At 72.3% G+C, this 26466-nt stretch carries 24 protein-coding genes and 1 tRNA gene; 13 read left to right on the forward strand and 12 right to left on the reverse strand.

Features of this window, described 5'->3' with window-relative positions:
* Positions 1 to 360 precede the first annotated feature (360 nt).
* From eno to WN71_RS36575, 6 genes are all read left to right on the forward strand, one after another.
* Entirely contained in the window at positions 361 to 1647 is a 1287-nt protein-coding gene (gene eno, locus WN71_RS36550; RefSeq protein WP_046590579.1) for a phosphopyruvate hydratase, read from the forward strand.
* A gap of 101 nt (positions 1648 to 1748) precedes the next feature.
* Complete coding sequence (locus WN71_RS36555; RefSeq protein ID WP_046590581.1) at positions 1749 to 2225, forward strand: FtsB family cell division protein; 477 nt, start codon at positions 1749 to 1751, stop codon at positions 2223 to 2225.
* Between the two features lie 27 nt (positions 2226 to 2252).
* Positions 2253 to 2777, forward strand: coding sequence for a DUF501 domain-containing protein (locus WN71_RS36560; protein WP_046590582.1), 525 nt, complete (start codon positions 2253 to 2255; stop codon positions 2775 to 2777).
* Positions 2778 to 3154: 377 nt separating this feature from the next.
* Entirely contained in the window at positions 3155 to 4102 is a 948-nt protein-coding gene (locus WN71_RS36565; protein ID WP_046590584.1) for a Ppx/GppA phosphatase family protein, read from the forward strand.
* A 553-nt stretch (positions 4103 to 4655) separates the two neighbouring features.
* The gene (locus WN71_RS36570; RefSeq protein WP_079178393.1) at positions 4656 to 6032 is read left to right on the forward strand and encodes an NAD(P)/FAD-dependent oxidoreductase; all 1377 of its coding nucleotides are present in this window, start codon (positions 4656 to 4658) and stop codon (positions 6030 to 6032) included.
* Positions 6033 to 6252: 220 nt separating this feature from the next.
* Positions 6253 to 7554 (forward strand): SAM-dependent methyltransferase, encoded by a 1302-nt coding sequence (locus WN71_RS36575; RefSeq protein ID WP_046590589.1) that lies wholly within the window; start codon positions 6253 to 6255, stop codon positions 7552 to 7554.
* A 91-nt stretch (positions 7555 to 7645) separates the two neighbouring features.
* Here the strand turns inward: WN71_RS36575 and WN71_RS36580 are convergent, their stop codons facing one another.
* Positions 7646 to 10174: an ABC transporter permease gene (locus WN71_RS36580; RefSeq protein ID WP_046590591.1), complete on the reverse strand. Its 2529-nt coding sequence runs from the start codon at positions 10172 to 10174 to the stop codon at positions 7646 to 7648.
* Positions 10174 to 10944 carry an ABC transporter ATP-binding protein gene (locus tag WN71_RS36585; protein WP_046590593.1) on the reverse strand — a complete coding sequence of 257 codons (771 nt, stop codon included), beginning with the start codon at positions 10942 to 10944 and terminating at the stop codon, positions 10174 to 10176. Before WN71_RS36585 ends, WN71_RS36580 begins: the two co-directional genes overlap by 1 nt.
* A gap of 454 nt (positions 10945 to 11398) precedes the next feature.
* Between WN71_RS36585 and WN71_RS36590 the strand changes: the two genes are divergently transcribed.
* The 3 genes from WN71_RS36590 (at position 11399) to WN71_RS36600 (ending at position 14056) form a co-directional block, all read left to right on the forward strand.
* Positions 11399 to 11482: transfer RNA gene (locus WN71_RS36590), tRNA-Leu, on the forward strand.
* 185 nt (positions 11483 to 11667) lie between these two features.
* Positions 11668 to 12843, forward strand: a complete 1176-nt coding sequence (locus tag WN71_RS36595; RefSeq protein ID WP_046590595.1) for a 4-hydroxybenzoate 3-monooxygenase — start codon at positions 11668 to 11670, stop codon at positions 12841 to 12843.
* 313 nt (positions 12844 to 13156) lie between these two features.
* Positions 13157 to 14056 (forward strand): Bax inhibitor-1/YccA family protein, encoded by a 900-nt coding sequence (locus WN71_RS36600; protein ID WP_046590598.1) that lies wholly within the window; start codon positions 13157 to 13159, stop codon positions 14054 to 14056.
* Between the two features lie 108 nt (positions 14057 to 14164).
* Here the strand turns inward: WN71_RS36600 and WN71_RS36605 are convergent, their stop codons facing one another.
* Positions 14165 to 14395, reverse strand: coding sequence for a DUF4287 domain-containing protein (locus tag WN71_RS36605; protein ID WP_046590601.1), 231 nt, complete (start codon positions 14393 to 14395; stop codon positions 14165 to 14167).
* 102 nt (positions 14396 to 14497) lie between these two features.
* Between WN71_RS36605 and WN71_RS36610 the strand changes: the two genes are divergently transcribed.
* On the forward strand, positions 14498 to 14809 hold the full coding sequence (locus WN71_RS36610) for a hypothetical protein (protein ID WP_206300237.1): 312 nt from the start codon (positions 14498 to 14500) through the stop codon (positions 14807 to 14809).
* 115 nt (positions 14810 to 14924) lie between these two features.
* Here the strand turns inward: WN71_RS36610 and WN71_RS36615 are convergent, their stop codons facing one another.
* The 3 genes from WN71_RS36615 to WN71_RS36625 all read right to left on the reverse strand — a co-directional run bounded on the left by WN71_RS36615 (position 14925) and on the right by WN71_RS36625 (position 18600).
* Positions 14925 to 15707, reverse strand: a complete 783-nt coding sequence (locus WN71_RS36615) for a hypothetical protein (protein ID WP_206300238.1) — start codon at positions 15705 to 15707, stop codon at positions 14925 to 14927.
* Between the two features lie 296 nt (positions 15708 to 16003).
* Positions 16004 to 17224, reverse strand: coding sequence for an acetyl-CoA C-acetyltransferase (locus WN71_RS36620; RefSeq protein WP_046590606.1), 1221 nt, complete (start codon positions 17222 to 17224; stop codon positions 16004 to 16006).
* A 311-nt stretch (positions 17225 to 17535) separates the two neighbouring features.
* Positions 17536 to 18600, reverse strand: coding sequence for an SGNH/GDSL hydrolase family protein (locus tag WN71_RS36625; protein ID WP_046590608.1), 1065 nt, complete (start codon positions 18598 to 18600; stop codon positions 17536 to 17538).
* A gap of 151 nt (positions 18601 to 18751) precedes the next feature.
* Here WN71_RS36625 and WN71_RS36630 point away from each other — a divergent pair, with 151 nt between their 5' ends.
* Complete coding sequence (locus tag WN71_RS36630) at positions 18752 to 20143, forward strand: cystathionine beta-synthase (RefSeq protein WP_046590610.1); 1392 nt, start codon at positions 18752 to 18754, stop codon at positions 20141 to 20143.
* A 407-nt stretch (positions 20144 to 20550) separates the two neighbouring features.
* Here the strand turns inward: WN71_RS36630 and WN71_RS36635 are convergent, their stop codons facing one another.
* The gene (locus WN71_RS36635) at positions 20551 to 20976 is read right to left on the reverse strand and encodes a hypothetical protein (RefSeq protein WP_046590612.1); all 426 of its coding nucleotides are present in this window, start codon (positions 20974 to 20976) and stop codon (positions 20551 to 20553) included.
* A gap of 144 nt (positions 20977 to 21120) precedes the next feature.
* Here WN71_RS36635 and WN71_RS36640 point away from each other — a divergent pair, with 144 nt between their 5' ends.
* The gene (locus tag WN71_RS36640; RefSeq protein WP_046590614.1) at positions 21121 to 21966 is read left to right on the forward strand and encodes a MurR/RpiR family transcriptional regulator; all 846 of its coding nucleotides are present in this window, start codon (positions 21121 to 21123) and stop codon (positions 21964 to 21966) included.
* Between the two features lie 150 nt (positions 21967 to 22116).
* The gene (locus WN71_RS36645) at positions 22117 to 22701 is read left to right on the forward strand and encodes a hypothetical protein (RefSeq protein WP_079178394.1); all 585 of its coding nucleotides are present in this window, start codon (positions 22117 to 22119) and stop codon (positions 22699 to 22701) included.
* An 18-nt stretch (positions 22702 to 22719) separates the two neighbouring features.
* On the opposite strand, the gene WN71_RS36650 is transcribed toward WN71_RS36645, so the two are convergent.
* The 5 genes from WN71_RS36650 to WN71_RS36670 all read right to left on the reverse strand — a co-directional run bounded on the left by WN71_RS36650 (position 22720) and on the right by WN71_RS36670 (position 26424).
* Positions 22720 to 23094: a roadblock/LC7 domain-containing protein gene (locus WN71_RS36650; protein WP_046590618.1), complete on the reverse strand. Its 375-nt coding sequence runs from the start codon at positions 23092 to 23094 to the stop codon at positions 22720 to 22722.
* A gap of 31 nt (positions 23095 to 23125) precedes the next feature.
* Positions 23126 to 23623 carry a roadblock/LC7 domain-containing protein gene (locus WN71_RS36655; protein WP_046590621.1) on the reverse strand — a complete coding sequence of 166 codons (498 nt, stop codon included), beginning with the start codon at positions 23621 to 23623 and terminating at the stop codon, positions 23126 to 23128.
* 28 nt (positions 23624 to 23651) lie between these two features.
* Positions 23652 to 24455 (reverse strand): hypothetical protein, encoded by an 804-nt coding sequence (locus tag WN71_RS36660; protein ID WP_046590623.1) that lies wholly within the window; start codon positions 24453 to 24455, stop codon positions 23652 to 23654.
* Positions 24452 to 24841 carry a hypothetical protein gene (locus WN71_RS36665; protein ID WP_046590624.1) on the reverse strand — a complete coding sequence of 130 codons (390 nt, stop codon included), beginning with the start codon at positions 24839 to 24841 and terminating at the stop codon, positions 24452 to 24454. Before WN71_RS36665 ends, WN71_RS36660 begins: the two co-directional genes overlap by 4 nt.
* Before the next feature lie 170 nt (positions 24842 to 25011).
* Positions 25012 to 26424, reverse strand: coding sequence for a type III PLP-dependent enzyme domain-containing protein (locus tag WN71_RS36670; RefSeq protein WP_206300239.1), 1413 nt, complete (start codon positions 26422 to 26424; stop codon positions 25012 to 25014).
* Positions 26425 to 26466 lie beyond the last annotated feature (42 nt).

Genomic DNA, 26466 nt, shown 5'->3' on the forward strand with positions numbered 1-26466 from the left:
CACAGGTGACCGGCGCCCGAACCACAGGCCGCTCACAGCCGCATGCGTCAGGGTGGAGACCTCGCGAGGGTCTCCCCCGTCCCCCGCGGGCCCCCCGTCCCGGTGCGTTCTTCCCCCGTACGCACCGGGACGGGGCTTTTTTCTGCCCTCTTCATGTCCCGTTCCCGGGCTGTTGTTCCAGTCGTTGTCCACTCCGGCTTTGTTCCGTGGCGAAACAATAGGTACGGTCAGACCTTGTCCGCGGTCCGGTCGGTCGGCTGGCCGATGGCCCGGGGACCGTTAGGCTCTAGTCGCAAGGCTCAGCACGGGCCGACCCGGCCCGCGTGCCCCGCACAACCAGCGTCACATCCCATGAAGGAGATGCTCGTGCCGTCCATCGACGTCGTCGTAGCCCGGGAAATCCTGGACTCCCGAGGCAATCCCACGGTCGAGGTCGAGGTCGGCCTCGACGACGGCAGCACGGGTCGTGCCGCCGTTCCGTCCGGCGCCTCCACCGGCGCCTTCGAGGCCATCGAGCTCCGTGACGGCGACCCGAACCGCTACCTCGGCAAGGGTGTCGAGAAGGCCGTCCTCGCCGTCATCGAGCAGATCGGCCCGGAGCTGGTCGGCTACGACGCCACCGAGCAGCGCCTGATCGACCAGGCGATGTTCGACCTGGACGCCACCGACAACAAGGGCTCCCTCGGCGCGAACGCCATCCTCGGCGTCTCCCTGGCCGTGGCCCACGCCGCCTCCGAGGCCAGCGACCTCCCGCTCTTCCGCTACCTGGGCGGCCCGAACGCGCACCTGCTTCCGGTGCCGATGATGAACATCCTGAACGGCGGCTCGCACGCCGACTCCAACGTGGACATCCAGGAGTTCATGATCGCCCCGATCGGCGCGGAGTCCTTCTCCGAGGCGCTGCGCTGGGGCACCGAGGTCTACCACACCCTCAAGAAGGTGCTGAAGACCAAGGGCCTGTCCACCGGTCTCGGCGACGAGGGCGGCTTCGCCCCGAACCTCGGCTCCAACCGTGACGCCCTCGACCTCATCCTCGAGGCCATCAAGCAGGCCGGGTACGTGCCCGGCGAGCAGGTCGCCCTCGCCCTCGACGTCGCCGCCTCCGAGTTCTACAAGGACGGCAAGTACCTCTTCGAGGGCAAGGAGCGCTCCGCCGCCGAGATGACGGAGTACTACGAGGAGCTCGTGGCGGCCTACCCGCTCGTCTCCATCGAGGACCCGCTGTTCGAGGACGACTGGGCCGGCTGGAAGGTCATCACCGACCGCCTCGGCGACAAGGTCCAGCTCGTCGGCGACGACCTGTTCGTCACCAACCCCGAGCGCCTCGCCCGCGGCATCGAGGAGGGCAGCGCCAACGCCCTGCTCGTGAAGGTGAACCAGATCGGTTCGCTCACCGAGACCCTCGACGCCGTCGAGCTGGCCCAGCGCAGCGGCTACAAGTGCATGATGTCGCACCGCTCCGGCGAGACCGAGGACGTCACCATCGCCGACCTCGCCGTCGCCACCAACTGCGGCCAGATCAAGACCGGCGCCCCGGCCCGCTCCGAGCGCGTCGCCAAGTACAACCAGCTGCTGCGCATCGAGGAGATCCTCGACGACGCCGCGGTGTACGCGGGCCGTTCGGCCTTCCCGCGCTTCAAGGGCTGACCCGGTAAGGGGCAACCCTCCGCCAGTCGTACGTACGTCCCCGGACCCGGTCCCGTACCGTGTCCGGGGACGTACGCGCGTTGAGACGGGAGGCGGGGACCATGGCCGTGAAGAACCGGGACCGGTTCTCCACCGCGACCAGGCTGAAACTGCTCGGCGAGCAGACCGCGGCCCGCGTCTACCGCTCCCAGACCCGGCGTCAGGCCCGCCGCTCCCGGCTCACCGGCCGGGCGGCGCTGCTGGCCCTCGTGGTCTGCTCCCTCGTGGTCGCGCTCGCGTACCCCATAAGGCAGTACGTCTCCCAGCGCGCCGAGATCGCCGATCTACAGCGCCAGCGGCAGCAGGAGCGGGAGCGCGTCGAGCAGCTGCGCGACCTCAAGGCGCGGTGGCAGGACGACGCGTACGCCGAACAGCAGATCCGCGAGCGGCTGCACTACGTCATGCCCGGCGAGACCGGCTACATCGTGGTCGACCCGGGTGCGGCGAAGCAGTCGCGCGCCGAGCTGGGGGCGGCCGACCGCCCCTGGTACACGAACGTCTGGGACGGCGTCGACAAGTCCGACGCCTCCGCCCAGTGATCCGACCCACCCACCGGAAAGACAGGCATGGAAACGCCCCCGCCGCCCACCCCGCGCACCGAGCCCACCGAGGCGGACGTGGACGCCTTCAAGCAGCAGCTCGGGCGGCCGCCGCGCGGGCTGCGCGCCATCGCGCACCGGTGCCCCTGCGGACAGCCGGACGTCGTGGAGACGGCCCCGCGGCTGCCCGACGGCACGCCCTTCCCCACCCTCTACTACCTGACGTGCCCGAAGGCCGCCTCGGCGATCGGCACGCTGGAGGCCGAGGGCGTGATGAAGGAGATGACGGAGCGCCTGGCGAGCGACCCCGAGCTGGCCGCGGCCTACCGCGCCGCCCACGAGGACTACATCCGGCGCCGGGACGAGATCGAGGAGCTGACCGGCTTCCCCAGCGCCGGCGGTATGCCGGACCGGGTGAAGTGCCTGCACGTGCTGGTCGCGCACTCCCTGGCCGCGGGGCCCGGCGTGAACCCGCTGGGTGACGAGGCGCTCGCCCTGCTGCCCGAGTGGTGGCGCAAGGGCGCCTGCGTCACGCCCGCCGGCGGGGAGTGACCGCGGCGCGGCCCGCCGGGTGACGGACCGGGCCGCGCACCCGCACCTGCCGTGCCCGGAGGGCTCGTCCCTCTCGCACCCACCGTGCCGGGGGGCTCGTCTCTTGCACCCACCGTGCCGGTGATCTCGTCCCTCGCACCCACCCTGCCGTGGGGGCTCGTCCCTCGCACCCACCGTGCCCGGCTGCGGCTCGTCGCCCGGACCCGCGGCCCGCGCCCCGGAGTCGCCGCGGGCGCGGTGTCCGGCGGGCGGTTCGGCCCCCGGCCCCCGGCCGGACATCGCACCCGTCGCGTGCGCCCTGCCCGGCGGGCCGTTCATCCCCTCGTCCCGGCCGGCCCGTCCAGGGCCGCGGGGACGGCCGATCAGAAGGACCCCGTATGACTCGCGTCGCCGCCATCGACTGCGGTACCAACTCGATCCGGCTCCTCGTCGCCGACGCGGACCCCGCGACCGGTGAACTCGTCGACCTGGACCGCCGGATGACGATCGTCCGGCTCGGCCAGGGTGTCGACCGCACCGGGCGGCTCGCGCCGGAGGCGCTGGAGCGCACCTTCGCCGCCTGCCGCGAGTACGCCGCCGTCATCAAGGAGCACGGCGCCGAGCGGCTGCGCTTCGTGGCCACCTCCGCCTCCCGGGACGCCGAGAACCGCGACGAGTTCGTGCAGGGCGTCCTCGGCATCCTCGGCGTCGAACCCGAGGTCATCACCGGCGACCAGGAGGCCGAGTTCTCCTTCACCGGCGCCACCAAGGAGCTGACCGGCCGTGACGACCTGGCCCGGCCCTACCTCGTGGTGGACATCGGCGGCGGCTCGACCGAGTTCGTCGTCGGCGACGACCACGTGCGCGCCGCGCGCTCCGTGGACGTCGGCTGCGTACGGATGACGGAGCGGCACCTGGTGCGCGACGGCGTGGTGGCCGACCCGCCGGGGCCGGAGCTGGTGGCCGCCATGCGGGCCGACATCGAGGCCGCCCTCGACGTGGCCGCCGAGACCGTGCCCCTGACGGAGGCGCGCACGCTGGTCGGGCTCGCGGGTTCGGTCACCACCGTGTCGGCGATCGCGCAGGAGCTTCCCGAGTACGACTCCGCCCGCATCCACCACTCCCGGGTCTCCCGCGGCCGGGTCCGGGCGATCACCGAGGGGCTGCTGCGCTCCACCCACGCCGAGCGGGCCGCGATCCCCTCCATGCACCCGGGACGGGTCGACGTCATCGGCGCGGGCGCCCTGGTGCTGCTCGCGATCATGGAGCGGGTCGGCGCCACGGAGGTCGTGGTGAGCGAGCACGACATCCTCGACGGCATCGCGTGGTCGGTCGCGCGGGCGTGACGGCGGGCGCCCGCGAGGGCGCCGACGCGGCGTCAGGAGCCGTGGCGGGAAGCGAGAAGCACAGACCCGGGGGTTCCGCACGGTGACGTGCCTCTCGGCGGCTTCCGTGGACCCTGAAGCTACCGGCGGGTAGCCTCGGTATGAGCAGGCCGGGCGACGTATGAGCGGCTCCCGGGCCGCTCCGGGGACCCTTCTCGGGCGCCCCGCCGGAAACCTTCGTGAAGTTCTTCACAAGGATTTCGGGGCCGGTGGGCGGCCGCGAGGGGCCTGTTGGCCCTTCCCGGGGCCCAACAGGCGTATGAACGTGTTCAGAAGGGGCGAGCGGGTGGTTTCGGAGCCGGCTCCGGAAGGGGGCGCCGGGGGGTGCTCGCAGGGCCCTCGAAACCCCGGAGAGGCAGCTCACGCGGCATTGACAACGGGTCGACGGGTACTCAGGTTCCCGTCCGTGACCATGATCTGAGTCACGAGGGCCGCGGATACTAACACAGGGCCTCCAAGAGCTTGTGAAGGGGCGCACGAGCGACCCTCCAGAGGCGGGTGGATACTCGATGGCATGAGCACCACGGAGCGTCCCAGGATCCTCGTAGTAGGCGGTGGGTACGTAGGCCTGTACGCAGCTCGGCGCATCCTCAAGAAGATGCGCTACGGCGAGGCGACCGTCACGGTCGTCGACCCCCGGTCGTACATGACCTACCAGCCCTTCCTGCCCGAAGCCGCCGCCGGCAGCATCTCCCCTCGCCATGTCGTCGTCCCGCTGCGACGCGTCCTGCCGAAGGCGGAGGTCCTCACCGGCCGGGTCACCACCATCGACCAGGACCGCAAGGTCGCCACGATCGCCCCCCTCGTGGGCGAGGCGTACGAGCTCCCGTTCGACTACCTGGTCATCGCGCTCGGCGCGGTCTCCCGCACCTTCCCGATCCCCGGCCTCGCCGAGCAGGGCATCGGCATGAAGGGCATCGAGGAGTCCATCGGCCTGCGCAACCACGTGCTGGAGCAGCTGGACAAGGCCGACTCCACGACCGACGAGGCGATCCGCCGCAAGGCGCTCACCTTCGTCTTCGTCGGCGGTGGCTTCGCGGGTGCGGAGACCATCGGCGAGGTCGAGGACATGGCCCGGGACGCGGCCAAGTACTACAAGAACGTCTCCCGCGAGGACATGCGCTTCGTCCTCGTGGACGCCGCCGACAAGATCCTCCCCGAGGTCGGCCCGAAGCTGGGCGCCTACGGCAAGGAGCACCTGGAGAGCCGGGGCGTGGAGATCTACCTCTCCACCTCCATGGACTCCTGCGTCGACGGCCACGTGGTGCTGAAGAACGGCCTCGAGGTCGACTCCGACACGATCGTGTGGACGGCCGGCGTCAAGCCGAACCCGGCGCTCGCCCGCTTCGGTCTCCCGCTGGGCCCGCGCGGCCACGTCGACGCGCAGCCCACGCTCCAGGTGACCGGCACCGACTACATCTGGACCGCCGGCGACAACGCCCAGGTCCCCGACGTCGCCTCCCGCAAGGCCGGCGTCGAGAACGCCTGGTGCCCGCCGAACGCCCAGCACGCGCTGCGCCAGGCCAAGGTGCTCGGCGACAACGTGATCTCCGGTATGCGGGGCTTCCCGCAGAAGGAGTACAGCCACTCCAACAAGGGCGCGGTCGCGGGTCTCGGCCTGCACAAGGGCGTCGCGATGATCGTCGTCGGCAAGACGAAGATCAAGCTCAAGGGCCGTCTGGCGTGGTACATGCACCGCGGCTACCACGGCCTGGCCATGCCGACCTGGAACCGCAAGATCCGTATCTTCGCGGACTGGACGCTCGGCATGTTCCTCAAGCGTGAGGTCGTCTCCCTCGGCGCGATGGAGAACCCCCGCGAGGAGTTCTTCGAGGCGGCCAGGCCCGCCCCGGTCGCCGCCGCGAAGCCCGAGGAGAAGGCCAAGGCCTGATCCGAGGCGATCCGCCCGGTCCGTTACGCCGAAGGGCCTCCCGCCATCCGTGGTGCGGGAGGCCCTTCGGCGTTTTCCGGAACCCCTTGCCGGGGCATGTACGTGGTCAGTACACGTTCTTTGCCCAGTCGTGACGCCGTCAAGGGACTAGCCACCGCGGCCGACGGTGTTTACGTGGTGACTGGACATACCGGGATCGCTCGTCACGGAGGTGTGCGCCATGGCAGACGCCGCGTTGCGGCTGAGGAGCCTCGTCGAACAGCTGCTGGGAGTGCCGTTGCCCGTGCGCGTCCGCGCCTGGGACGGCTCGCAGGCGGGGCCGCCGGGCGCGCCCACGCTGGTCGTGCGCAACCGGCGGGCCGTCCGCCGGCTGCTGTGGAAGCCGGGCGAGTTGGGCCTCGCCCGCGCCTGGGTCGCCGGGGACCTGGACATCGAGGGCGACCTCTACACCACGCTCGACCTGATGGCGTCGCTGGTGTGGGAACGCGGCGAGGACGCGCGCACCCTCGGCCAGGCGCTCCGGGACCCCGAGGTGCGCGCCGCCGCCCGGGGCCTGGTGAAGCTGGCCGGGCTGCCGCTGCCGCCCGCGCCGCCCCCCGAGGAGGTGCGCCGCAGCGGCCATCTGCACACCCGTCACACGGACAGACGGGCCATCAGCCACCACTACGACGTCGGCAACGCCTTCTACGAGATCGTGCTCGGCCCGTCGATGGTGTACTCCTGCGCCTACTGGCCGGACCCCGCCGCCACCCTGGAGCAGGCCCAGCGCGACAAGCTCGAACTGGTCTGCGCGAAGCTCGGTCTGAAGCCCGGTCAGCGCCTGCTGGACGTCGGCTGCGGCTGGGGCTCGATGGCGATCCACGCGGCCCGCGAGCACGGCGTCACGGTCGTCGGCGTGACCCTGTCCCGGGAGCAGGCCGCGTACGCCCGCAAGCGGGTCGCCGACGAGGGTCTGACGGACCGGGTGGAGATCAGGGTCCAGGACTACCGGGACGTCGCCGACGGGCCGTACGACGCGATCTCCTCCATCGGCATGGCCGAACACGTGGGCGCCGACCGCTACCTGGAGTACGCCCGCGACCTGTACGCCCTGCTGAAGCCGGGCGGCCGGCTGCTCAACCACCAGATCGCCCGGCGCCCGCAGCGCGACGAGACGACGTACCGGGTGGACGAGTTCATCGACGCCTACGTCTTCCCCGACGGCGAACTCGCCCCGGTCGGCGGCACGGTCACCCAGCTGGAGCGGGCCGGCTTCGAGATCCGCGACGTCGAGGCGATCCGCGAGCACTACGCGCTCACCCTGCGCCGCTGGGTGGAGCGGCTGGAGGCCGACTGGCCGGCCGCGGTACGGCTCGCGGGGGCCGGCCGGGCCCGCGTCTGGCGGCTGTACATGGCCGCCTCCGCGCTCGCCTTCGAGGGCAACCGGATCGGCGTCAACCAGGTGCTGGCGGTGCGCGCGAACGACGACGGCGGCTCCGGGATGCCGCTGCGCGCCCGGACGTGGGGGACACCGGCGCCGTAGACCCCGCGGCGGCGGGAAGAGGCGGGACCGTACGACGAGAAGGGGCCCCGTCCGGACGACCGGACGGGGCCCCTTCGCAACCACCGCGGAGCTACTCCGACTTGATCGCCGCCAGCATGTTCAGGCGGGCCGCCCTGCGGGCCGGCCACAGCGCGGCCAGCACGCCCACGACCGCCGCGAGGAGCAGGAACAGCCCCATCCGGGCCCAGGGCACGACCAGTTCGTACGTCGACATCTTCGTGCCCAGCAGCTGTCCGGCCGCCCAGCCGAAGAACACGCCGAGACCGATGCCGAGCACGCCGCCGAACAGCGAGATGACCAGCGACTCCAGGCGCACCATCCGCTTGACGGCCTTGCGGTCCAGGCCGATCGCGCGGAGCATCCCGATCTCCTGGGAGCGCTCGAACACCGACATCGCCAGGGTGTTGATGACGCCGAGCACCGCGACGATCACCGCCATCGCGAGCAGGCCGTAGACCATGTTGAGGATCAGCGTGAAGACCTGCGCGATGCTGTTCGAGAGGTCCTTCTTGTCCTGCACCTTGATCGCCGGGTTGGAGCCCAGCGCCTTCTCCAGGCCGTCCTTGGCCGCGCTCGACGCGCCGTGCGCCGTCTTCACCAGGACCTGCATGTCGGCCGGCTTCTTCTGGTGCGGGCTCAGCGTCGCGTCGTCGAGCATGATGCCCCGGATCAGCGCGTTGCCCTCGTAGACCGCCGCGACCGTGAGCGGCTGCGCCTTGCCGTCCTCGAAGTACGCGGTGAAGTGCGAACCGGCGCTCCAGTGGTGGGACGTGGCGGTGTCGTCGTCGACGACGACGTTCGTGCCGCCGACCTCGAAGCGCCCGTCCTTCACGGCCAGGTCCGTCATCTCGCCGATGACGGAGCCGTTGACGCCGGTGACGAACTCGGTCTTCCCGTCGATGCGGGAGGCCGCGTTGCGCAGCGGGCTGGTGGCCGTCACGCCGTCGGCCGCGGCGAGCTTCTTGTCGACGTCCGCGGAGAGCGCGTTGCCGTTCGCCATCGACACCATGTAGTCGGCGCTGATCGCCGAGGCCGCCATCTTGTCGATGGCCTGCTGGAGGCTGCCCGCCATCACCGTCATGCCGGTGATCAGGGTCAGGCCGATCATCAGCGCGGACGCCGTGGCCGCCGTACGGCGCGGGTTGCGCACCGAGTTCTGCCGTGCCAGCTTGCCCGCCACGCCGAAGCCGCGCAGCAGCGGCGACGCGGCCGCGATCAGCGGGCGGGACAGCAGCGGGGTCAGGATGAACACGCCGATGATGAGCAGGACCGCGCCGAGGCCCATCGGGGCCTGCCCGTCGCTGCCGTCCATCGTGGTGGCCGCGAGGACCACCGCGACGCCCGCGGCCGAGAACAGCGCGCCGATCGTGTTGCGCAGCACCAGCGACTTGGTGGTGGCCTTGGCGTGCAGGCTGCTCATGGCCGCGACCGGGGGGATCTTCGCGGCGCGCCGGCCGGGCAGCCAGGCGGCCAGCATGGTGATGAGGACGCCGACCGCCAGGGCGGCGACGACCGTGCCGGGGGAGATGACCAGCGGGCCGTCGGGGACCGTCGCGCCGAGGCCGTTCATCAGGGCGCGCAGGCCCGCGCCGATGCCGATGCCGGCGACCAGGCCGGTCACGCCGGCCACCGTGCCCACCACGAACGCCTCGATCAGCACCGAGCGGGTCACCTGGCGGCGGGAGGCGCCGACCGCGCGCAGCAGGGCCAGCTCCTTGGTGCGCTGGGCGACCAGCATGGTGAAGGTGTTGGCGATGATGAAGGTGCCGACGAACAGCGCGATGCCGGCGAACACCAGCAGGCCCTGCTTGAGGCCGCTCATGCCGGAGGCGATCTGCTCGGCCTGGTCGTCGGCGAGCTTCTTGCCGGTGGTGGTCTCGACGGTCTTCTGCGGCAGCGCGGTGTCCAGGGCGCTCTTGAGCGCCGCCTGGCTGGTGCCCGCCTTCGCCTGCACGTCGATCTCGTCGTACGTGCCGGCCTTGCCGAACAGCTTCTGCGCGGTCGCCGTGTCGAAGAGGGCGAGGCTGCCGCCGGCGGCGACGTTGCCGTCGTCGGTGGTGAAGATCGCGCTGATCGTCGGGGTCAGCACGGGGCCGTCGACGGAGATCCGCACGGTGTCGCCGACCTTGTACCCGGCGCGCCGGGCGGTGTCCGCGTCGATCGCCACCTGGTTCGCGCCGCGCGGGGCGGAGCCGGACGTCAGCGGGTAGCGCGGGTCCTTGCCGCCCCAATAGTTGCCGCCCTCGGAGCGGAACCCGCCGCCGATGAGCTTGCCGTTCTTGTCGGCGATGGCGGTGAAGCCGTCGACGACGCCGATGGCGGAGGCGGCGCCGTCCGCCTTCGCGCTCGTGTCGAGGATCGCCTGGGTGAGGTCGGGGGTGGTGCCGACCTTGTCGCCCGCGGAGTCCTGGTGCCGGGCCGTGACGGCCACGTCGACCTGGTCGAAGCCCTTGGCGGAGCTGTTCTGGTAGGCCTCGGAGATGGTGTTGGTGAAGACCAGCGTCCCGGAGACGAAGGCGACGCCGAGCATCACGGCGAGCACGGTCATCGCGAGCCGGGCCTTGTGCGCGAGTACGTTGCGCAGGGCGGTGCGGAACATCAGCTGGTGCGGCCCTTCGCGTCGAACTGCTTCATCAGGTCGAGCACCGAGTCGGCCGTCGGGTCGAGCACCTCGTCGACGATCCGTCCGTCGGCGAGGAAGATCACGCGGTCCGCGTAGGCGGCGGCCACCGGGTCGTGGGTGACCATGACCACGGTCTGGCCCAGCTCGCGCACGGAGTTGCGCAGGAAGCCCAGCACCTCGGCGCCGGAGCGCGAGTCGAGGTTGCCGGTGGGCTCGTCGCCGAAGATGATGTCGGGCCGCGAGGCGAGGGCGCGGGCGACCGCGACGCGCTGCTGCTGGCCGCCGGAGAGCTGGGAGGGCCGGTGGGACAGGCGCCCGGACAGGCCGACCATCTCGATCACCGTGTCCAGCCACTTCTGGTCGGGCTTGCGGCCCGCGATGTCCATGGGCAGCGTGATGTTCTCCAGCGCGGTCAGCGTCGGCAGCAGGTTGAACGCCTGGAAGATGAAGCCGATCTTGTCGCGGCGGAGCTTGGTCAGCTGCTTGTCCTTCAGGGACCCGAGCTCGGTGTCGCCGATGCGCACGGAACCGGAGGAGAAGGTGTCCAGGCCCGCGACGCAGTGCATCAGCGTGGACTTGCCCGAGCCGGACGGCCCCATGATCGCGGTGAACTCGGCCTGGCGGAACTCCACGGAGACCCGGTCGAGGGCGACCACCTGGGTCTCTCCCTGGCCGTAGATCTTCGAGAGCTCCGTGGCGCGTGCGGCCACGGCGGTGGTCCGGCCGGCGACGGGTGTGGTGGTCACGGCGTGGTGCTCCTGTAGGACGAGATGCTTTACGGGACCCCACCATGGTCCACGACCCCCGAGGGCCCGGAGTCAGCCGCTGTTCCGGTTCGGTGGGCAGCCTGCGGTCTGACCGGAGGACGCCGTGTCATACCTGGGGATGAGGGCGGACCCTGAGACGGGGCGCGGGGGGACCGGGACCGGCGGGCGGGCCGACCGGAACCGGCGGGCGGGCGGACGCCAGGACTCCGGACGTCGGGAACAGGTGGAGCCCCCTCGTTCGGACGGTGAAATTCCGTCATTCCGCATACATGGCCGCCGGGCGCACGCAAGGCTATTGGCAAGTGCGGATGGCGTGTTCCATGGTCTGATGCACCCTCAGACATCAATAAAATAAGACAACATCGGTCCGCGTGACCGCTGTTCGGGGGACGGGTCCCGATAGGCTCGAACCTCGATGCGGAGCCCATGGCCTGCCCGGATGGTGGAATGCAGACACGGCGAGCTTAAACCTCGCTGCCCCTTCGCGGGCGTGCCGGTTCAAGTCCGGCTCCGGGCACCTCCCGTCCTCTCGGGGACGCGCACCGCGGCCCTTCCGCCGCCTCTTTCATTGAATTCTTGACCACGCGACCGTTGACATCCGGGCGCCCGCGGCCGGAGACTCACGGCGACCTGGTGAAGGAAATTTCACCAGGCGAACAGAGTGACATGAGGCGAATCACAGCGCGCTGAAGGGAACGACCGATGCGTACGACCGTCGGCATCATCGGAGCAGGCCCCGCCGGACTCCTCCTCGCCCGCCTGCTCCACCGCGCCGGGATCGACTCGGTGGTCCTGGAGAGCCGCGACCGGGCCTATGTCGAGCAGCGGCAGCGGGCCGGGATCCTGGAGCAGGGCACCGTGGACGTGCTGCGCGCGGCGGGCGCCGGGGAGCGCATGGACCGCGAGGGACTGCCCCACGACGGCGTCGAGCTGCGCTTCGACCGGCGCCGCCACCGCGTCGACTTCCCCGCGCTGACCGGCGGCCGGTCGGTGATGGTCTACGCCCAGACCGAGGTCTGCAAGGACCTCATCGCCCTCCAGCTGAAGGAGGGCGGCCCGCTGCTGTTCGAGGCGGAGGCGCTCGCCGTGGAGGACGCCGAGGGCGACCGGCCGCGCGTCCGGTTCCGGCACGAGGGCGTCGAGGACGTCCTGGAGTGCGACTACGTCGTCGGCTGCGACGGCTTCTGGGGCATCGCCCGCGGATCCCTGCCGGCCGGCCTCGGCCGCACCTTCGAACGCGTCTACCCCTACTCCTGGCTGGGCATCCTCGCCGATGTCGCGCCCTCCCACGACGAACTGGTCTACGCCCGCCACGACCGCGGGTTCGCCCTGCTGTCGATGCGCTCGCCGTCGGTCTCCCGGCTCTACCTCCAGGTCCCGGCCGGCACCGACGCCGAGGAGTGGGGCGACGAGCGGATCTGGGACGAGCTGGAGCGGCGCTTCGAGACGGAGGACGGCTGGCGCCTCGCGCGCGGCCCGATCACCCAGAAGTCCGTCACGCCCATGCGCTCCTTCGTCCACGAACCCATGCGCCACGGCCGCCTGTTCCTCGCGGGCGACGCCGCCCACATCGTGCCGCCGACCGGGGCCAAGGGCCTGAACCTCGCCGTCGGCGACGTCGTCACCTTCGCGCGGGCGCTGGAGCACGAGCGGCGGACCGGGTCGGCGGAGCTCCTCGACGCCTACTCCGCGACCTGCCTGCGGCGGGTCTGGCAGGCCGAACGGTTCTCGTACGACATGACGACCCTGCTGCACCGCGCCCCGGACGCCACGGAGTTCGAGGACCGGCTCCAGCTGGCGCGGCTGGAGCGCATCGCCTCCTCCCGCGCCGCCGAGACCGACCTGGCCGAGGCCTACACGGGCTTCCCGCTGGACTGACGGCGGGTTCCCGAGGGGCTGACGGCGGGTTCCCGAGGTGCTGACGCCGGATTCCCGAGGGGCTGGTTCCGGCCACCTCTCGCGCCCCGTCACGGCCCGGAGGCCACGCCCGTACCGGGAGGGTGGTCTCCGGCCGGTTCCGGCCATGTCGCAGGTTGGTCATGAATGGCAGCCTCCTTGGCCGGGAATCTCCGATCCGCGTAGCGTGTTCCGCACGTGGCGGGGAAAGATCCTTCTCAGGCAGGAGGATCGTTCTTTTGCCGAACCATTACTCTTGAGCCAAGGCCGCGCACAGTGGCCATGGAGGAGTGAGATGAGGAGCAGAAACCCGGTCTTCTCGCGACGGGGGTTCAGCCGCGACAACGGCTACGCGGGCTTCGGCGCCGCGCCGCAGGCCGGGGGACCCGCCGTCGGCACCCAGGCCGGACCGTACGCGCAGAATCCGTACGCCCAGAACCCGTACGGGCAGAACCCGTACGCCCAGCAGGGCGCGCCGTACGCGGCGCCGCCCGCCCCGGGCACCACCGCCGGCCGCATGACGATGGACGACGTCGTCCTGCGCACGGCCACCACGCTCGGCGTGCTGGTCGTCACGGCCGCGCTCGCCTGGGCGCTGCTGCCGGTGGACGACGCGCACATCAACCGCTCGTACGGCATCGCCGTCGCCGCGGGCCTGGTCGCGATGGTGCTGGGCTTCGTGCAGTCCTTCAAGCGCCGGCCCACGCCGGCGCTGATCCTGTCGTACGCGGCGCTGGAGGGCGTGTTCCTCGGTGTCGTCTCCAGCGTGGTCGACAACCGCATCGCCAGCGGCGCCGCCATGCAGGCCGTGCTCGGCACCATGGCGGTCTTCGCCGGCGTGCTGATCGCGTACAAGGCCGGCTGGATCCGCGTCAACCGCCGGTTCTACGGCTTCGTGATGGCCGCGGCGCTCGGCTTCGTGCTGCTGATGGCCGTGAACCTGCTGTTCGCGGTGTTCGGCGGCGGTGACGGCCTCGGCTTCCGCAGCGGCGGCCTCGGCATCTTCTTCGGTGTCATCGGCGTCATCCTCGGCGCCTGCTTCCTCGCCCTGGACTTCAAGCAGGTCGAGGACGGTGTCGCCTACGGCGCCCCGCGCGAGGAGGCCTGGCTCGCGGCCTTCGGTCTCACGCTGACGCTGGTGTGGATCTACATGGAGTTCCTGCGGATCATCGCCATCCTCAACCAGCGCAACTAGCACCACCGATCAGGTCCGCGACCGCTCCGGCGACCGCGGTGCGAAGGGCCCCGGGTCTCAACCACCCGGGGCCCTTCGGCGTCTTGTGGTGTGCGCGCAGGAACCTCGCTAGAGGAATTTGCGCGCGGCCCTCCTCAGGTCGTATTCGTGGATCAGCGCCTTCGCGTGGCCGTACGCGAGGTTGTGCTCGTGGCGGAGCCAGCTGACCTTCTCTTCGAAGCGGAAGAGGGCGGGGCCTTCCTCGACGGTGCGCAACCAGTCGGCGACTTCACGACCGGTGCAGTGGGGGATGCGGGCGAGCAGGTTGCGGTGGGTCTCCTCGGAGAAGACTTGGGACATCGGCGCCTCCGGACGCGTTCGACGAAGCCGGTCCTTCACGTCACCGTGCCTGAGCGTTGGCGTGTTGGCAACAGTGCCGGTACGACGCGATACGCTCGCCGCGTGGTTGATACGACGCGTCTGCTCCGGGCCGTGGATCACTTCGCCGACCGGCTGAGGGCCGCGCCGCAGTCCCGGCTGCAACGCGGGGCCGCGGCCGAAGCGCTGGGCCTGGCCAGGGAACTGGCCTGCTGGGCGCAGCGGGTGGAGTGGCCGGACCGGGAGCCCAGGGAGATGCCCGACGCCGGCATGTTCGCCGCCGCGGACCAGATCACCGTCGCCGTGCACGATCTCGCGGTGGTCCTGGTGAGCGACGCCGAGGTCGACGAGGCGGTCAGGCTGGTCGAGGCGGCGCAGAAGCGCGCCGGGGTGTGAAGCGGGGGGCGCTCGTGCGCACCCGCCGTCAGACGGGTGGACGCGCCGTCCGTCGTGTGGACGCGCCGTCAGGAGTACGCCGTAGAAGCCCTGGACGGGGCGTCCGCGCGCGGACTCACAGCGACGCGATGACGCGGTCCGCCAGGATGTAGATGTTCTCGTCGCCGCACTCGAAGGTCAGGGTGTACGCACCGGAGATGCCCGAGCCGCCGAGCAGCACCGGCGTACGGCCCGCGCGCAGCGCCTCCGACAGGCGCTCCGCCGTCTCCCGGTGACCCGGCGTCATGCACAGGGTCGTACCGTCGGCGAAGACGTAGACGTCCAGGGTGCCCAGCGGGCCCGGACGGACATCGGCCAGTTCCACGCGGGAGCCGGCCAGTTCCTCCAGGGCGGCCACCGTGCGCTCGTGGTCGCCCACCGGGGACGGGGCCGTGGGCACGAAGTCCGGGTGCGAGGGGTGCCGGCGGCGGGCCGCGGCCAGTTCGGGGGAGTCGCCCGAGTGGTCCTCGGCGTCCGAGAACGGCTCGGCGACCGGCTCCAGCGGTTCGAGGCCCACGAAGTCCGCCTGCCGCGGCAGGAACAGCTCGCCGTCCCCGAGGCCCAGCAGGGTGGGGCCGTCGGGCAGGTCACGGGACTCCTGCGCGGCCCAGAAGGCCCGCGCCTCGGCCAGCTCGCGCTCGCGCTCCTCGGCCAGCGCCGCGGCCACCGCGGCCCGTATCTGCTCCGCGTCGGCCGTCGTGCGGGCCGCCGGGAGCAGGGCGCGCGTGGCGGCCGCCCGGCTCTCCGCGAGTTCCGTGTGCAGCGCCGCGAACTGGCGGCGCAGCTGGAACAGCGTGCGCAGGACGGCGACGCCCACGGCACCCGTGGCGACCGTGGTGACCAGCAGGGCGATCGGCATGACGCTCACTGACGTACTCCCGGTTCAAAGTCGACCCCCGACTTCCTACAACAGCTTGAAGGGCGGACTGAACGTCTGTCAGTGCGTAACGTCACCAAGCGGACAGCGGCTTGGCTTCCGTGCGCCCCGTGCGTCCCCTCTGACCTGCGCAGATGGCGCTCACGCGGGAGATTGGTCACATCCTGGGGGAGATTGGGTCACGAAACGGCCCGGAGTGGGGGGACTCCCCGCACTCCGGGCCGTTTTTCACACTGGGTCGGCCCCCGGTCACGCAACGCGCCGACGGGGGCCGGATGTCAGCTGAGGCGCTCGATGACCATCGCCATGCCCTGGCCGCCGCCGACGCACATCGTCTCCAGGCCGAACTGCTTGTCGTGGAACTGGAGCGAGTTGATCAGCGTGCCGGTGATGCGGGCGCCGGTCATGCCGAAGGGGTGGCCGACGGCGATGGCGCCGCCGTTGACGTTCACCTTCTCCAGCGGGATGCCCAGGTCGCGGTAGGAGGGGATCACCTGGGCGGCGAACGCCTCGTTGATCTCGGCCAGATCGATGTCCGCGGCCGTCAGGCCCGCGCGGCGCAGGGCCTGCTGGGACGCCTCGACCGGGCCGAGACCCATGATCTCGGGGGAGAGGCCGGAGACGCCGGTGGAGACGATCCGGGCGAGCGGGGTGAGGCCGAGCTCGCGGGCCTTGGTGTCGGACATGATCACCAGGGCCGCGGCGCCGTCGTTCAGCGGGCAGCAGTTGCCGGCCGTGACCAGGCCGTCGGGGCGGAAGACCGGCTTCAGGCCCGAGACGGCCTCCAGGGTGACGCCCGCGCGCGGGCCGTCGTCCTTCGAGACGACCGTGCCGTCGGGGAGGGTCACCGGGGTGATCTCGCGCTCCCAGAAGCCGTTCTTGATGGCTTCCTCGGCGAGGTTCTGCGAGCGGACGCCGAACTCGTCCATGTCCTGGCGGGTGACGCCCTTCCAGCGGGCGAGGTTCTCCGCGGTCTGGCCCATCGCGATGTAGGCGTCCGGCACCAGGCCGTCCTCGCGCGGGTCGTGCCAGGTCGTGCCCTCCTGCTGGGCGACCTCGGCGGTGCGGGCCTCGGCCTCGGCGAAGAACGGGTTGTGCGTGTCCGGGAGGCTGTCGGAGTTGCCCTTGACGAAGCGGGACACCATCTCGACACCGGCCGAGATGAAGACGTCGCCCTCGCCGGCCTTGATGGCGTGCAGGGCCATGCGGCTGGTCTGGAGGGACGAGGAACAGTAGCGGGTGACCGTGCAGCCCGGCAGGTGGTCCATGCCCATCTGTACGGCCACGATCCGGCCGAGGTTGTTGCCCTGCTCGCCGCCGGGCAGGCCGCAGCCGAGCATCAGGTCGTCGATGTCCCGCGGATCGAGCTCCGGCACCTTCGCCAGCGCGGCCTGGATGATCGTGGCGGTGATGTCGTCCGGGCGCAGGTCCTTGAGGGAGCCCTTGAAAGCGCGGCCGATGGGGGAGCGGGCGGTCGAGACGATGACGGCTTCGGGCATCACGGCTCCAGTGGCATACGGGATGGGCGGGGCTGCTTGGGAAATTACCCGTACGTAGTGCCGGGGTCACGGGGGGCACGGTGTGACTCTGGCCGCACTTTCTAAGCGCTTGCTTTTTTGCCTGACCGGCGGTTCGCCTTGATTCCGGGCTGGTGGGCCCACTCGGCGTCCCAGGGGCTGCGCCCCCCGGACCCCCCTTCGGCCTGGACGGCCTCGTCCTCAAGCGCCGGACGGGCTGAAGGGGGCTGGAGCGGGCCGGGGTGCATGAGCGAGCGGGACTCCGGCGCCGGAAAGCTCAGGCGCCGGAGAGCTCAGGGGCCCGAAGGGCTCGGGGACGGGCTGGGGGAATCGGCCGGGGTGATGGTGGCCCGGGCCGGTTCTTGGACGCGGCGCCTGCGGCGGCGCTTCAGGAGGGCCCAGGGGCCGCGGGGGCCCGTCGGCATCGCGGCCGTGACCTCGGTGCCCGCCTCCGACGCGGCCTCCGCCGCGGCTCGGGCGACCGGCAGGAAGCCCTCGCGGCGGGAGGCGTCCGGGCGCTCCTCCTCCGCGGGCCACAGGCCCAGGGCCGCGCACATCGTCGGCAGCACCGCCATCGCCGCCGTCGCGTAGCCCTCCGCGGAGGGGTGGTAGTTGTCGGGGCCGAACAGCTCCCGCGGGTTCGCCGCGAACTCGGGGCCCAGCAGGTCGCCCAACGACACCGTGCGGCCGCCCTGTTCGACCGTGCCGATCGTCTGGGCCGCCGCCAGCTGCCGTGAGGCCCGCCGCGCGATCCAGCGCAACGGCTGCTGCACCGGCTCGATGGTGCCGAGGTCGGGGCAGGTGCCCACCACCACCTCGGCTCCGGCGGTGCGCAGCCGCCGTACCGCCGCGGCCAGATGACGCACCGAGCGGGTCGGCGGCATCCGGTGGGTGACGTCGTTCGCGCCGATCATGATCACGCAGACGTCCGGGGCGCCCTCCGGGTCGGCCAGCGCCAGCGCCACCTGGCGGTCCAGGTCGTCGGACTGGGCGCCGGGCTGCGCCACGTTGCGCAGCCGCACCGGGCGCTCCGCGACCGCCGAAAGACCCGAGGCCAGCAGCGCCCCCGGAGTCTGGCCCGCGCGGTGCACGCCCTGGCCCGCGGCGGTGGAGTCACCGAGCACCAGCAGCCGCAGCGCCGGCACGCCCGGGGTGTCGTAGCCGATGCCGTACAGCCCGTCGGCCACCGGTACGTGCGGAGTGCTGCCGTTGCCGTTGCCGACATGCCTCTTGGCCAGCCGCACCTCCGCCAGCAGCAGACCCACGGCGGCCGCGCCGACCAGCCCGACCCCGCCTCCGCCGTACGCGGCACCGGCGGCGATCCGCCGGGCCACCCGCGCCCTCGACATGCTCGTCATGCGTCGCCGTCACCTCCTCCGTAGCCGTACACCCACTCCTTGCCCCGTACCGGGCGTGCCCCAATCTCAACAGGGAGTGAACGGCGCCACCGGGGGCCGTAGGCTGGCGGAACCACCACGACCACTTTTGTGAAAGCAACCGGAGACAACGGTGCAATTCCACGACTCGATGATCAGCCTCGTCGGCAACACCCCGCTGGTGCGGCTCAACAGCGTGACGAAGGGCCTCAAGGCGACCGTCCTGGCCAAGGTCGAGTACTTCAACCCCGGCGGCTCCGTGAAGGACCGCATCGCCCTGCGGATGATCGAGGCCGCCGAGCAGAGCGGGGAGCTCAAGCCGGGCGGCACGATCGTGGAGCCGACCAGCGGCAACACCGGCGTGGGCCTCGCCATCGTCGCCCAGCAGAAGGGGTACAAGTGCATCTTCGTGTGCCCCGACAAGGTGAGCACGGACAAGATCAACGTGCTGCGGGCCTACGGCGCCGAGGTGGTCGTGTGCCCGACCGCCGTGGACCCCGAGCACCCGGACTCGTACTACAACGTCTCCGACCGCCTGGTCCGTGAGACGCCCGGCGCCTGGAAGCCCGACCAGTACTCCAACGCCAACAACCCGCTCTCGCACTACCACTCCACCGGTCCCGAACTGTGGGAGCAGACCGGGGGACGGATCACGCACTTCGTGGCGGGCGTCGGCACCGGCGGCACCATCTCCGGCACCGGCCGCTATCTGAAGGACGCGAGCGAGGGCCGGGTCCAGGTCGTCGGCGCCGACCCCGAGGGCTCCGTGTACTCCGGCGGCTCCGGGCGGCCGTACCTGGTGGAGGGCGTCGGCGAGGACTTCTGGCCGACCGCCTACGACCGCACCGTCGCGGACGAGATCGTCGCCGTGTCCGACAAGGACTCCTTCCAGATGACCCGCCGCCTCGCCAAGGAGGAGGGCCTGCTGGTCGGCGGCTCCTGCGGCATGGCCGTGGTGGCCGCGCTGCGCGTCGCCGAGCGGCTCGGCGAGGACGACGTGGTGGTCGTCCTGCTCCCGGACAGCGGCCGCGGGTACCTGAGCAAGATCTTCAACGACGAGTGGATGGCCGACTACGGCTTCCTGGAGGACGAGGGGCCGAGCGCCCGCGTCGCCGACGTGCTCAACGACAAGGTGCACGGCGCCATCCCCTCCCTCGTCCACATGCACCCCGACGAGACCGTGGGCCAGGCCATCGAGGTGCTGCGCGAGTACGGCGTCTCCCAGATGCCCGTCGTCAAGCCGGGCGCCGGCCACCCGGACGTGATGGCCGCCGAGGTCGTCGGGTCGGTCGTGGAGCGCGAGCTGCTCGACGCGCTGTTCAGCAAGAACGCCTCGCTGGAGGACCCGCTGGAGAAGCACATGTCGGCGCCGCTGCCGCAGGTCGGCTCCGGCGAGCCGGTCGGCGACCTGATGGCGGTGCTCGGCCGGGCCGACGCGGCGATCGTCCTCGTCGAGGGCAAGCCGACCGGCGTGGTCAGCCGACAGGACCTGCTGGCTTTCCTCGCCAAGGGCGGGAAGCAGTAGCGAACCTGCGGTGAACGGGCCGTGACCGCGGAAAACCTCGCGTGTCCTACCGATCCGGTGGACTTCGCGGAAGTGGTACGAGCGTGTCACGTCCACGCAGCACCCGCTTAACACGGATCCGGCACATTAGTGGGTGTCGGCAGGGCGGGAGCGGCTCCCCGCCCGAGCCGACGCCGAACGGCGCCAAGGACCTCCGGAGCGGCTCCCGGACCTCCATGGACGCCTAGGACGCGCAAGCCCGGCCCTGACCCGGCCCGCGTCCCTCGCGGGGACCGCCGTCGTCCCGCCCCCCAGTGATGGGGGTGCGGCGGTCCCCGCGCACAGCTTGGAAAACGGCGGCGCGGGGCGGTGACTCACACCGCCCCGCGCCGCCGTCCGTGCGTGCCGCCACGAGTCCGCGCGCGGACTCAGTCCTCCCAGTCGCCGTCCCCGGACCGCCCGCGCCGGCCGCCGAAGAGGCCGGGGTTGGAGCGCGTGGCCTGGACCACGTTCACGCCGACGATCCCCACCCAGGAGATCAGCAGCCCCGGCAGATGCGCCACGCCGCCGCCGATCGCGGACAGCGGGATCGCCAGCACCAGCGAGACGATGCCGAAGCCGAACCGCTCGCCCCACGAGTCCGTGGGCCGCGGGCCGCGGCTGCCGCGCGCCACCTGCATCTGCTGCTCGGCCAGCTGCCGTCGCACCCGGCGCTCCACCGCGCCGTCGATACGCTGGTCGACCTTCTCCAGGAACGAGTCGACCAGCGCGGACTCGTACTCCTCGCCCAGCTCCCTGCGGGCCTGCAGGGTCGCGTTGAGCTCCTTCTTCAGGTCCGCGTCCCGCGCGTCCATTCCCGTCATGCCACCACGCTAGGCAGCCGCGCGGGCCGCCGCACTGGTGCTAGCCCCCCTGTCCGTGGTGGGGCCGGCCGCTTGCCGGTCTGCATATGCTCATGCAGAATCCTCAGCTACTGAATAGTCGAGGGGGAGCACGTCATGAGCCCGACCGACAGCCCCGCCGCCCGGCTACAGGCGCTCTTCGAGGGGCACCGGCTCACGCCGACCCAGCGGCGCATCGCGCACAGCATGGTGCGGCGCGCCTCCGACGTGCCGTTCCTGTCCAGCGTCGAGCTGGCCGAGCTGGCCGGGGTGAGCCAGCCCTCGGTCACCCGGTTCGCGGTCGCCCTCGGCTTCGACGGCTACCCCGCCCTGCGCCGCCATCTGCGCGAGGTCGCCCCCGCCGACCGGCCGGCCGCCGACGCGGCGTCGTACAACGAGTACCAGCAGGCCGTCGAGGCCGAGATCGAGAATCTGCGGCATCTCGCCGCGGCGCTGGCCGACCCGCGGCCGGTCGAGCGCGCGGGCCGGGTGCTCGCCGCCTCCCGCCCGCTGCCCGTCCTCGGCCTGCGCGCGGCGGCCTCCCAGGCGTACGGCTTCGCCTACTTCGCCGCCAAGGTGCATCCGGACGTACGGCTGCTCGACGAGGGCGGCACGATGATCCAGGACCGTATCGACGCGGCCGTGCGCGCGGGCGCCTCGGCGCTGCTGTGCTTCGCGCTGCCCCGGCACCCGCGCGAGGTGGTCGACAGCCTCGCCCACGCGCGCGGCGCGGGGCTCACCGTGGTCACCGTCGCCGACTCGGCGTTCGCGCCCGTCGCCAAGGTCTCCGACCTGCTGCTGCCCGCGCCGGTCGGCACCGGGCTCGCGTTCGACACGGCGTGCGCGCCGATGCTGCTGGGCCGGGTGCTGCTGGAGGCGATGGCCGACGGCCTGCCGGACGCGCAGGCGCGCCTTGAGGAGTTCGACGCCCGCGCGGCGGCCCGGGGCCTCTTCGTGGAGTGACCGGCTCCGGGACCGCGGGCGGCCCGGGGGCCCTTCGCGGGGACCGCCGCGGCCGTTCTCAGATTCGTTTCAGGTTCCCTCACTAGCCTCCTGCCCGTCAGGACTGTGCCGGACGGCAGAGAAGCTGCCGGGGCGACGAGGAGGCTGGACGTGGCGCGCGGAGGTCAGGGGCTGGCTCGGGTGGCCGTCGTCGTGAGGGCCGGGGCCGCCCCGCTGTGGTGGTTCGGGGTGCTCGCGGCGGGCGTCGGTGTGGTGCCGCCGGGGCTGACCGGCCGCCGGATCGGGGTGCTCGCGGGAGCGGCGCTGTTCATCGTCACGGCCGTCGTGGTGGCGTACACGCGCCGCAAGCGGTACACCGAGCGCAGCCGGTCGGTGGTCAAGGCCGGGAAGCACGACGTGCTCCAGGACCGGGCCGTCACCGTGCGCAACTGGCGCCGCGGGCACCGCTGGTGGATCCTGCTCGCCTTCTTCGCGGCGGTGCTCAGCGCCTTCGTACTGCCCGCGGCCGGCGGCATGGCGCTGGCCGGGGCGGGCGTCGGGCTGCGGCTGAAGGCCGCCTGGCTCGGGCGCCGCGAGCGGGCCGAGGACACGCTGCTGTGGCTGCGGGTCGACTGGCTCGACCAGCGCGGCGGGCGCCCGGCCGGCAAGACGGTCAAGGGTTATCGCGGCACGGGTGTCGCCGCGGGCGACGCGGCCCCGGGCGGGACCCGCCGCCGCACCGCGGCGCTCGTGTAGCGAGTGCGGCAGGGCCGCTCAGACCTCGAGGTCCTCCTCGATCCTCTTCAACTGGTGCCGCGCCATGGCCAGGTTGGCCCGCTTGGCGTCCAGCACCAGGTACATGAACAGGCCGTTGCCGCCGCGCCCGCCGATCAGCCGGATCAGGTGGAACTGGTCGGACAGCGTGATGAGGATGTCCTCGATCTGGCCCTTGAGCCCGAGGTGCTCCATCGTGCGCATCTTGGCCCGGACGACGTCCGTGTTGCCCGCGGCCGCGACGTTCAGGTCGAAGCTCTTGCTGCCGCCGAGGGTGCCCAGTGCCATGCCGCTCGTGTAGTCGACGAGTGCGACGCCCGTCGCACCCTCGATGGAGGCAAGGCACTCCTTCAGCGTGGTTTCGGTGTTCGCCATGACTGTGATTCCTCGTTTTCTGGTCGATCGCTCAACCGTCGGTGGTGGTACGCGCATTACCGGTGGTGGTGCGTGGTGCGCGCGCGGATCTGGTACGTGGGGCGGCGGACTTGGCCGTCGCCCGGGTCGACTTGGCGGGTGCTCTGGCGGCGGCCTCCGCGCCGGCGTCGAGGAGTTCCCCGATGCGGGCGCCGGCCCGCCGGCCCTCCAGGTGGAGCCGGCCGACGCTGACGCGGTCCTGGGCGAGCAGGGTCAGCACGGCCGTGCCGCCCGCCGCGTAGGTGGCCACATAGCCGTAGACGCCCCGGACGAGCAGCTCCCGGAAGTCGCCCTGGCCGGTCGCGTCGGCGACCTGCGCGGCGACGGCGCGGGCGGAGGCCGTGAGCGCGGCCACGTCCTGTGCCTCGACACCGGGCGTGTCCTGGGCGAGGACGAGACCGTCCACCGTGGTGGCGAGGGCACCCGTGAGGTGCGGCACGCGGGCCCGGAGCCGACGCATCTCGTCGAGTATCTCGACCTCGGCCCCCATCTCGTCTCTCCTCTCCGGTCGTTGCCGCTCAAAGGGCCTCCAGCGCATCCCTGAGCCTCTTCAGCAATGTGATGTCGGGATCGTTGACCTCGGCCGGGGCGAGGGCCGCGGGGGGCCGCGCCCCGGGCGCCACCACCCCCGCCGCCACCAGCCGCCGGACGTCCATCAACGTCGGGAAGGTGCGCCGGCCCAGCTCGCGCGCGATGTCCGGCGCGGTGCGCGAGCCGTCCACCCGGTCCAGGACCGCCCGCTGCCGGGCGGTCAGCGGCGGGGCGGCGCCGCGCTCGGCGCGGCTGAGCGGCAGGCCGTCGGACGTGGCGTCCGGCCAGATGGAGTGCAGCAGCGTGCGGCGGCGCAGCGTCTCGCGCTCCACCGTCGCGACCGGCACCGTGCGCAGCGGCGCCTGGGCCGGCGGACTGCCGTAGCGGAACCGGCCGGGGGTGCTGCTCGGGGCGAGCGCGAAGTACGCCGCGTCGAACAGCGCGCCCAGGTGGATCAGTTCGAGCGTGCCCGGGGCGAGACTGCCGCCCTCGAACAGCAGCCGTACGGCGCCGACCGGGTCGCCGGCCCGCTGCACCGCCGACCACCACTGCGCCGGGTCGAGCGTGCCGCGCGCGGTGAGCAGCACGTCGAGGCCGGGCGCGAGCGGGCTCTCCGCGTGCACCACCTGGCCCTCGCTGAGATGCAGCGTGCCGCACTCGCGCATGAGCACGCCGGTCGCGCGTTCCGCGGCGAGCCGGGTGAGCATCGGCGAGACCCCGCTCCCCGACTGCTCGCGCGCCGCCGTCTTGTCCCGCACCGGCAGGGGCGGAGGAGTTCTGACCACGGTCACCCCAGCACCAGCCGTCCGGCCATCTCAGCGAGCCGGATGCGGGCCAGAGCCAGGTTGCCCTCCGTACGGGCCAGCCACAGATGCAGCACCACACTGCTGTCGAACGTCGTCCCGACGAACCGCAGCACGTGGTAGCTGTCCCGGTTGCTGATGATCAGGTCCTCCACGGGTGGTTCGGCCTCGGCGGCGTCCTCCGAGGCGAACGCCTGGTGCTCGGCGGCGAGCCGGGCCAGTTCGGCGGCCTCCGTCGCGGTGGACTCGTGGTCACCGCCCGGCGACTCGCCGACGGAACCCAGGGCAAGCCCGCTGGTCCAGTCGACCAGTGCGGCGCCCCGCGCACCGGGCAGTCGCATGGCTTCCAGCAGGCACTCGTCGATTCCGGGCACCGTCGTTCCCCTCCCGCCTGGGGTTCTGCTGAGTGACGCCGAAACTACGCAACGTGTGCGCCGCACGTGAGCGTTCCGGCATTTTCCGGCGGAACATGCTTTCGGTGGCTAAGGTGGGTCAACTGACGTCTGTTCACCCAGTCGCCCGACGGTGGGTCCGGTGACCCGTGTCAACGGCGCGTGCCCGGGGGCAGGGTGGTGAGGCCCGCGGCGTGCGCCCCGCCGGATTCGGCCACGATCGACTTCACGGTCTGCGCGTCCCGCACGGTGGCGAAGACGACGCCCCCGGTGCCGTCCGGCGCGAAGCCGTGGATGCCGGGCCGCGGCAGGGAGTTGTAGCCGTAGTGGTGCGCGAAGAAGTACGCGCCCGTGTCCAGCGCCGCCACGTGGTCGCCCGGTTCCAGCGGCGGCAGCGCGCGGGCCTCGGCCAGCAGGTCGCCCGCGAAACAGGCCGGCCCGGCCACGTCCTGCACCACTCGCGGGCCCGCCTTGGGCCGCCCCTCGGCGTCGTAGGCGGCGATCCTGAGCGGCCAGGCGTCCGGCGCGTACACCGTCCGCGTCGCGATCTGCACGCCCGCGTGCGTCACGGCGACCGGCCGGCCGCCCGCCCGCTTGGTGTACTCCACCCGCGCCACCACCGTGCCGTGCCGGGCCAGCAGGGACCGGCCGAACTCGGTCACCAGCCCGTACCGCCCGTCGAACAGGCCGGGCACGGCCGCCCGCAGCGCCCGCGCGTACTGCGCGAACGTGGGCCGGTCGGTGTCCGAGGAGAAGTCCACCGGCAGCCCGCCGCCGATGTCGAGCGTGTCCACCTGCCGTCGTCCCGCGCGCGCGTTGATCTCCTCGGCCAGCGCGTACGTCTCCGCCACGCCCCGCACCATCAGCGCGAGCGGGATGCCCTGGGAGCCGGTGTGGGTGTGCAGCCGGGTCAGCCACGGGCGCTCGGCGTACGCCCGCACCACCCATGCCCGCGCCCCCTCGTCGCGCAGCGCCACCCCGAACTTGGAGGTCGCCGTCGCCGTCGACAGCGCCCCGATGGAACCGCCGCCGACCTGCGGGTTCACCCGGATGCCGACGGGCGCGCGGAGCACCGCCGGGGCGCCGGGGGAGGCCAGCAGCGCGTCGACGCGGGCCAGCTCCTGCGGGTTGTCGGCGTTGACCGCGATGCCCAGCGCCAGCGCCTCGCGCAGCTCGGCCGGGGTCTTCGCGGGGGAGTCAAGGACGGTCGCCTCCGGTGGCACGCCCGCCGCGCGCGCCAGCGCCAGCTCGCCCGGGCTCGCCACCTCGGCGCCCAGGCCCTCCGCGTGCAGCAGCCGCACCGCCGGCACCAGCGGGGTCGCCTTCACCGCGAACGCGTGCAGCACGGGCGTGCCCGGCGTCACCACCCCGGCGAACGCCGCGTGCAGGGCCGCGGCCGACGCGCGGATGCCGGTGACGTCGAGCAGGCCCACGAGGGGGCGGTCGGGGGAGAGCAGGCCCTGTGCCACGGCGGCGGCCACTGCGGCGTCCCGGCGGGCGGCCACCGCCTCGGCGGCGCCCGCGCCCCGCTCGTCGGTCACGTCCACGCCGTCCGTGCCGTCCACGCCGTCCGTGCCGCCCGTGCCATCCACGCCGCCCGTGCCGTC

The organism is Streptomyces mangrovisoli (assembly GCF_000974985.2).
In the GTDB taxonomy this organism is placed as follows: Bacteria; Actinomycetota; Actinomycetes; order Streptomycetales; family Streptomycetaceae; genus Streptomyces; species Streptomyces mangrovisoli.

Bases quoted from the DNA above. Each gene is read 5' to 3' on its own strand.
- WN71_RS36575 (WP_046590589.1), top strand. From the start codon at position 6,253: ATGGCAGACGCCGCGTTGCGGCTGAGGAGCCTCGTCGAACAGCTGCTG.
- WN71_RS36555 (WP_046590581.1), top strand. From the start codon at position 1,749: ATGGCCGTGAAGAACCGGGACCGGTTCTCCACCGCGACCAGGCTGAAA.
- WN71_RS36595 (WP_046590595.1), top strand. From the start codon at position 11,668: ATGCGTACGACCGTCGGCATCATCGGAGCAGGCCCCGCCGGACTCCTC.
- WN71_RS36635 (WP_046590612.1), bottom strand. From the start codon at position 20,976: ATGGACGCGCGGGACGCGGACCTGAAGAAGGAGCTCAACGCGACCCTG.
- WN71_RS36640 (WP_046590614.1), top strand. From the start codon at position 21,121: ATGAGCCCGACCGACAGCCCCGCCGCCCGGCTACAGGCGCTCTTCGAG.
- WN71_RS36625 (WP_046590608.1), bottom strand. From the start codon at position 18,600: ATGACGAGCATGTCGAGGGCGCGGGTGGCCCGGCGGATCGCCGCCGGT.
- WN71_RS36600 (WP_046590598.1), top strand. From the start codon at position 13,157: ATGAGGAGCAGAAACCCGGTCTTCTCGCGACGGGGGTTCAGCCGCGAC.
- eno (WP_046590579.1), top strand. From the start codon at position 361: ATGCTCGTGCCGTCCATCGACGTCGTCGTAGCCCGGGAAATCCTGGAC.
- WN71_RS36605 (WP_046590601.1), bottom strand. From the start codon at position 14,395: ATGTCCCAAGTCTTCTCCGAGGAGACCCACCGCAACCTGCTCGCCCGC.
- WN71_RS36655 (WP_046590621.1), bottom strand. From the start codon at position 23,623: ATGGGGGCCGAGGTCGAGATACTCGACGAGATGCGTCGGCTCCGGGCC.
- WN71_RS36620 (WP_046590606.1), bottom strand. From the start codon at position 17,224: ATGCCCGAAGCCGTCATCGTCTCGACCGCCCGCTCCCCCATCGGCCGC.
- WN71_RS36650 (WP_046590618.1), bottom strand. From the start codon at position 23,094: ATGGCGAACACCGAAACCACGCTGAAGGAGTGCCTTGCCTCCATCGAG.
- WN71_RS36560 (WP_046590582.1), top strand. From the start codon at position 2,253: ATGGAAACGCCCCCGCCGCCCACCCCGCGCACCGAGCCCACCGAGGCG.
- WN71_RS36580 (WP_046590591.1), bottom strand. From the start codon at position 10,174: ATGTTCCGCACCGCCCTGCGCAACGTACTCGCGCACAAGGCCCGGCTC.
- WN71_RS36565 (WP_046590584.1), top strand. From the start codon at position 3,155: ATGACTCGCGTCGCCGCCATCGACTGCGGTACCAACTCGATCCGGCTC.
- WN71_RS36615 (WP_206300238.1), bottom strand. From the start codon at position 15,707: ATGCCGATCGCCCTGCTGGTCACCACGGTCGCCACGGGTGCCGTGGGC.
- WN71_RS36570 (WP_079178393.1), top strand. From the start codon at position 4,656: ATGAGCACCACGGAGCGTCCCAGGATCCTCGTAGTAGGCGGTGGGTAC.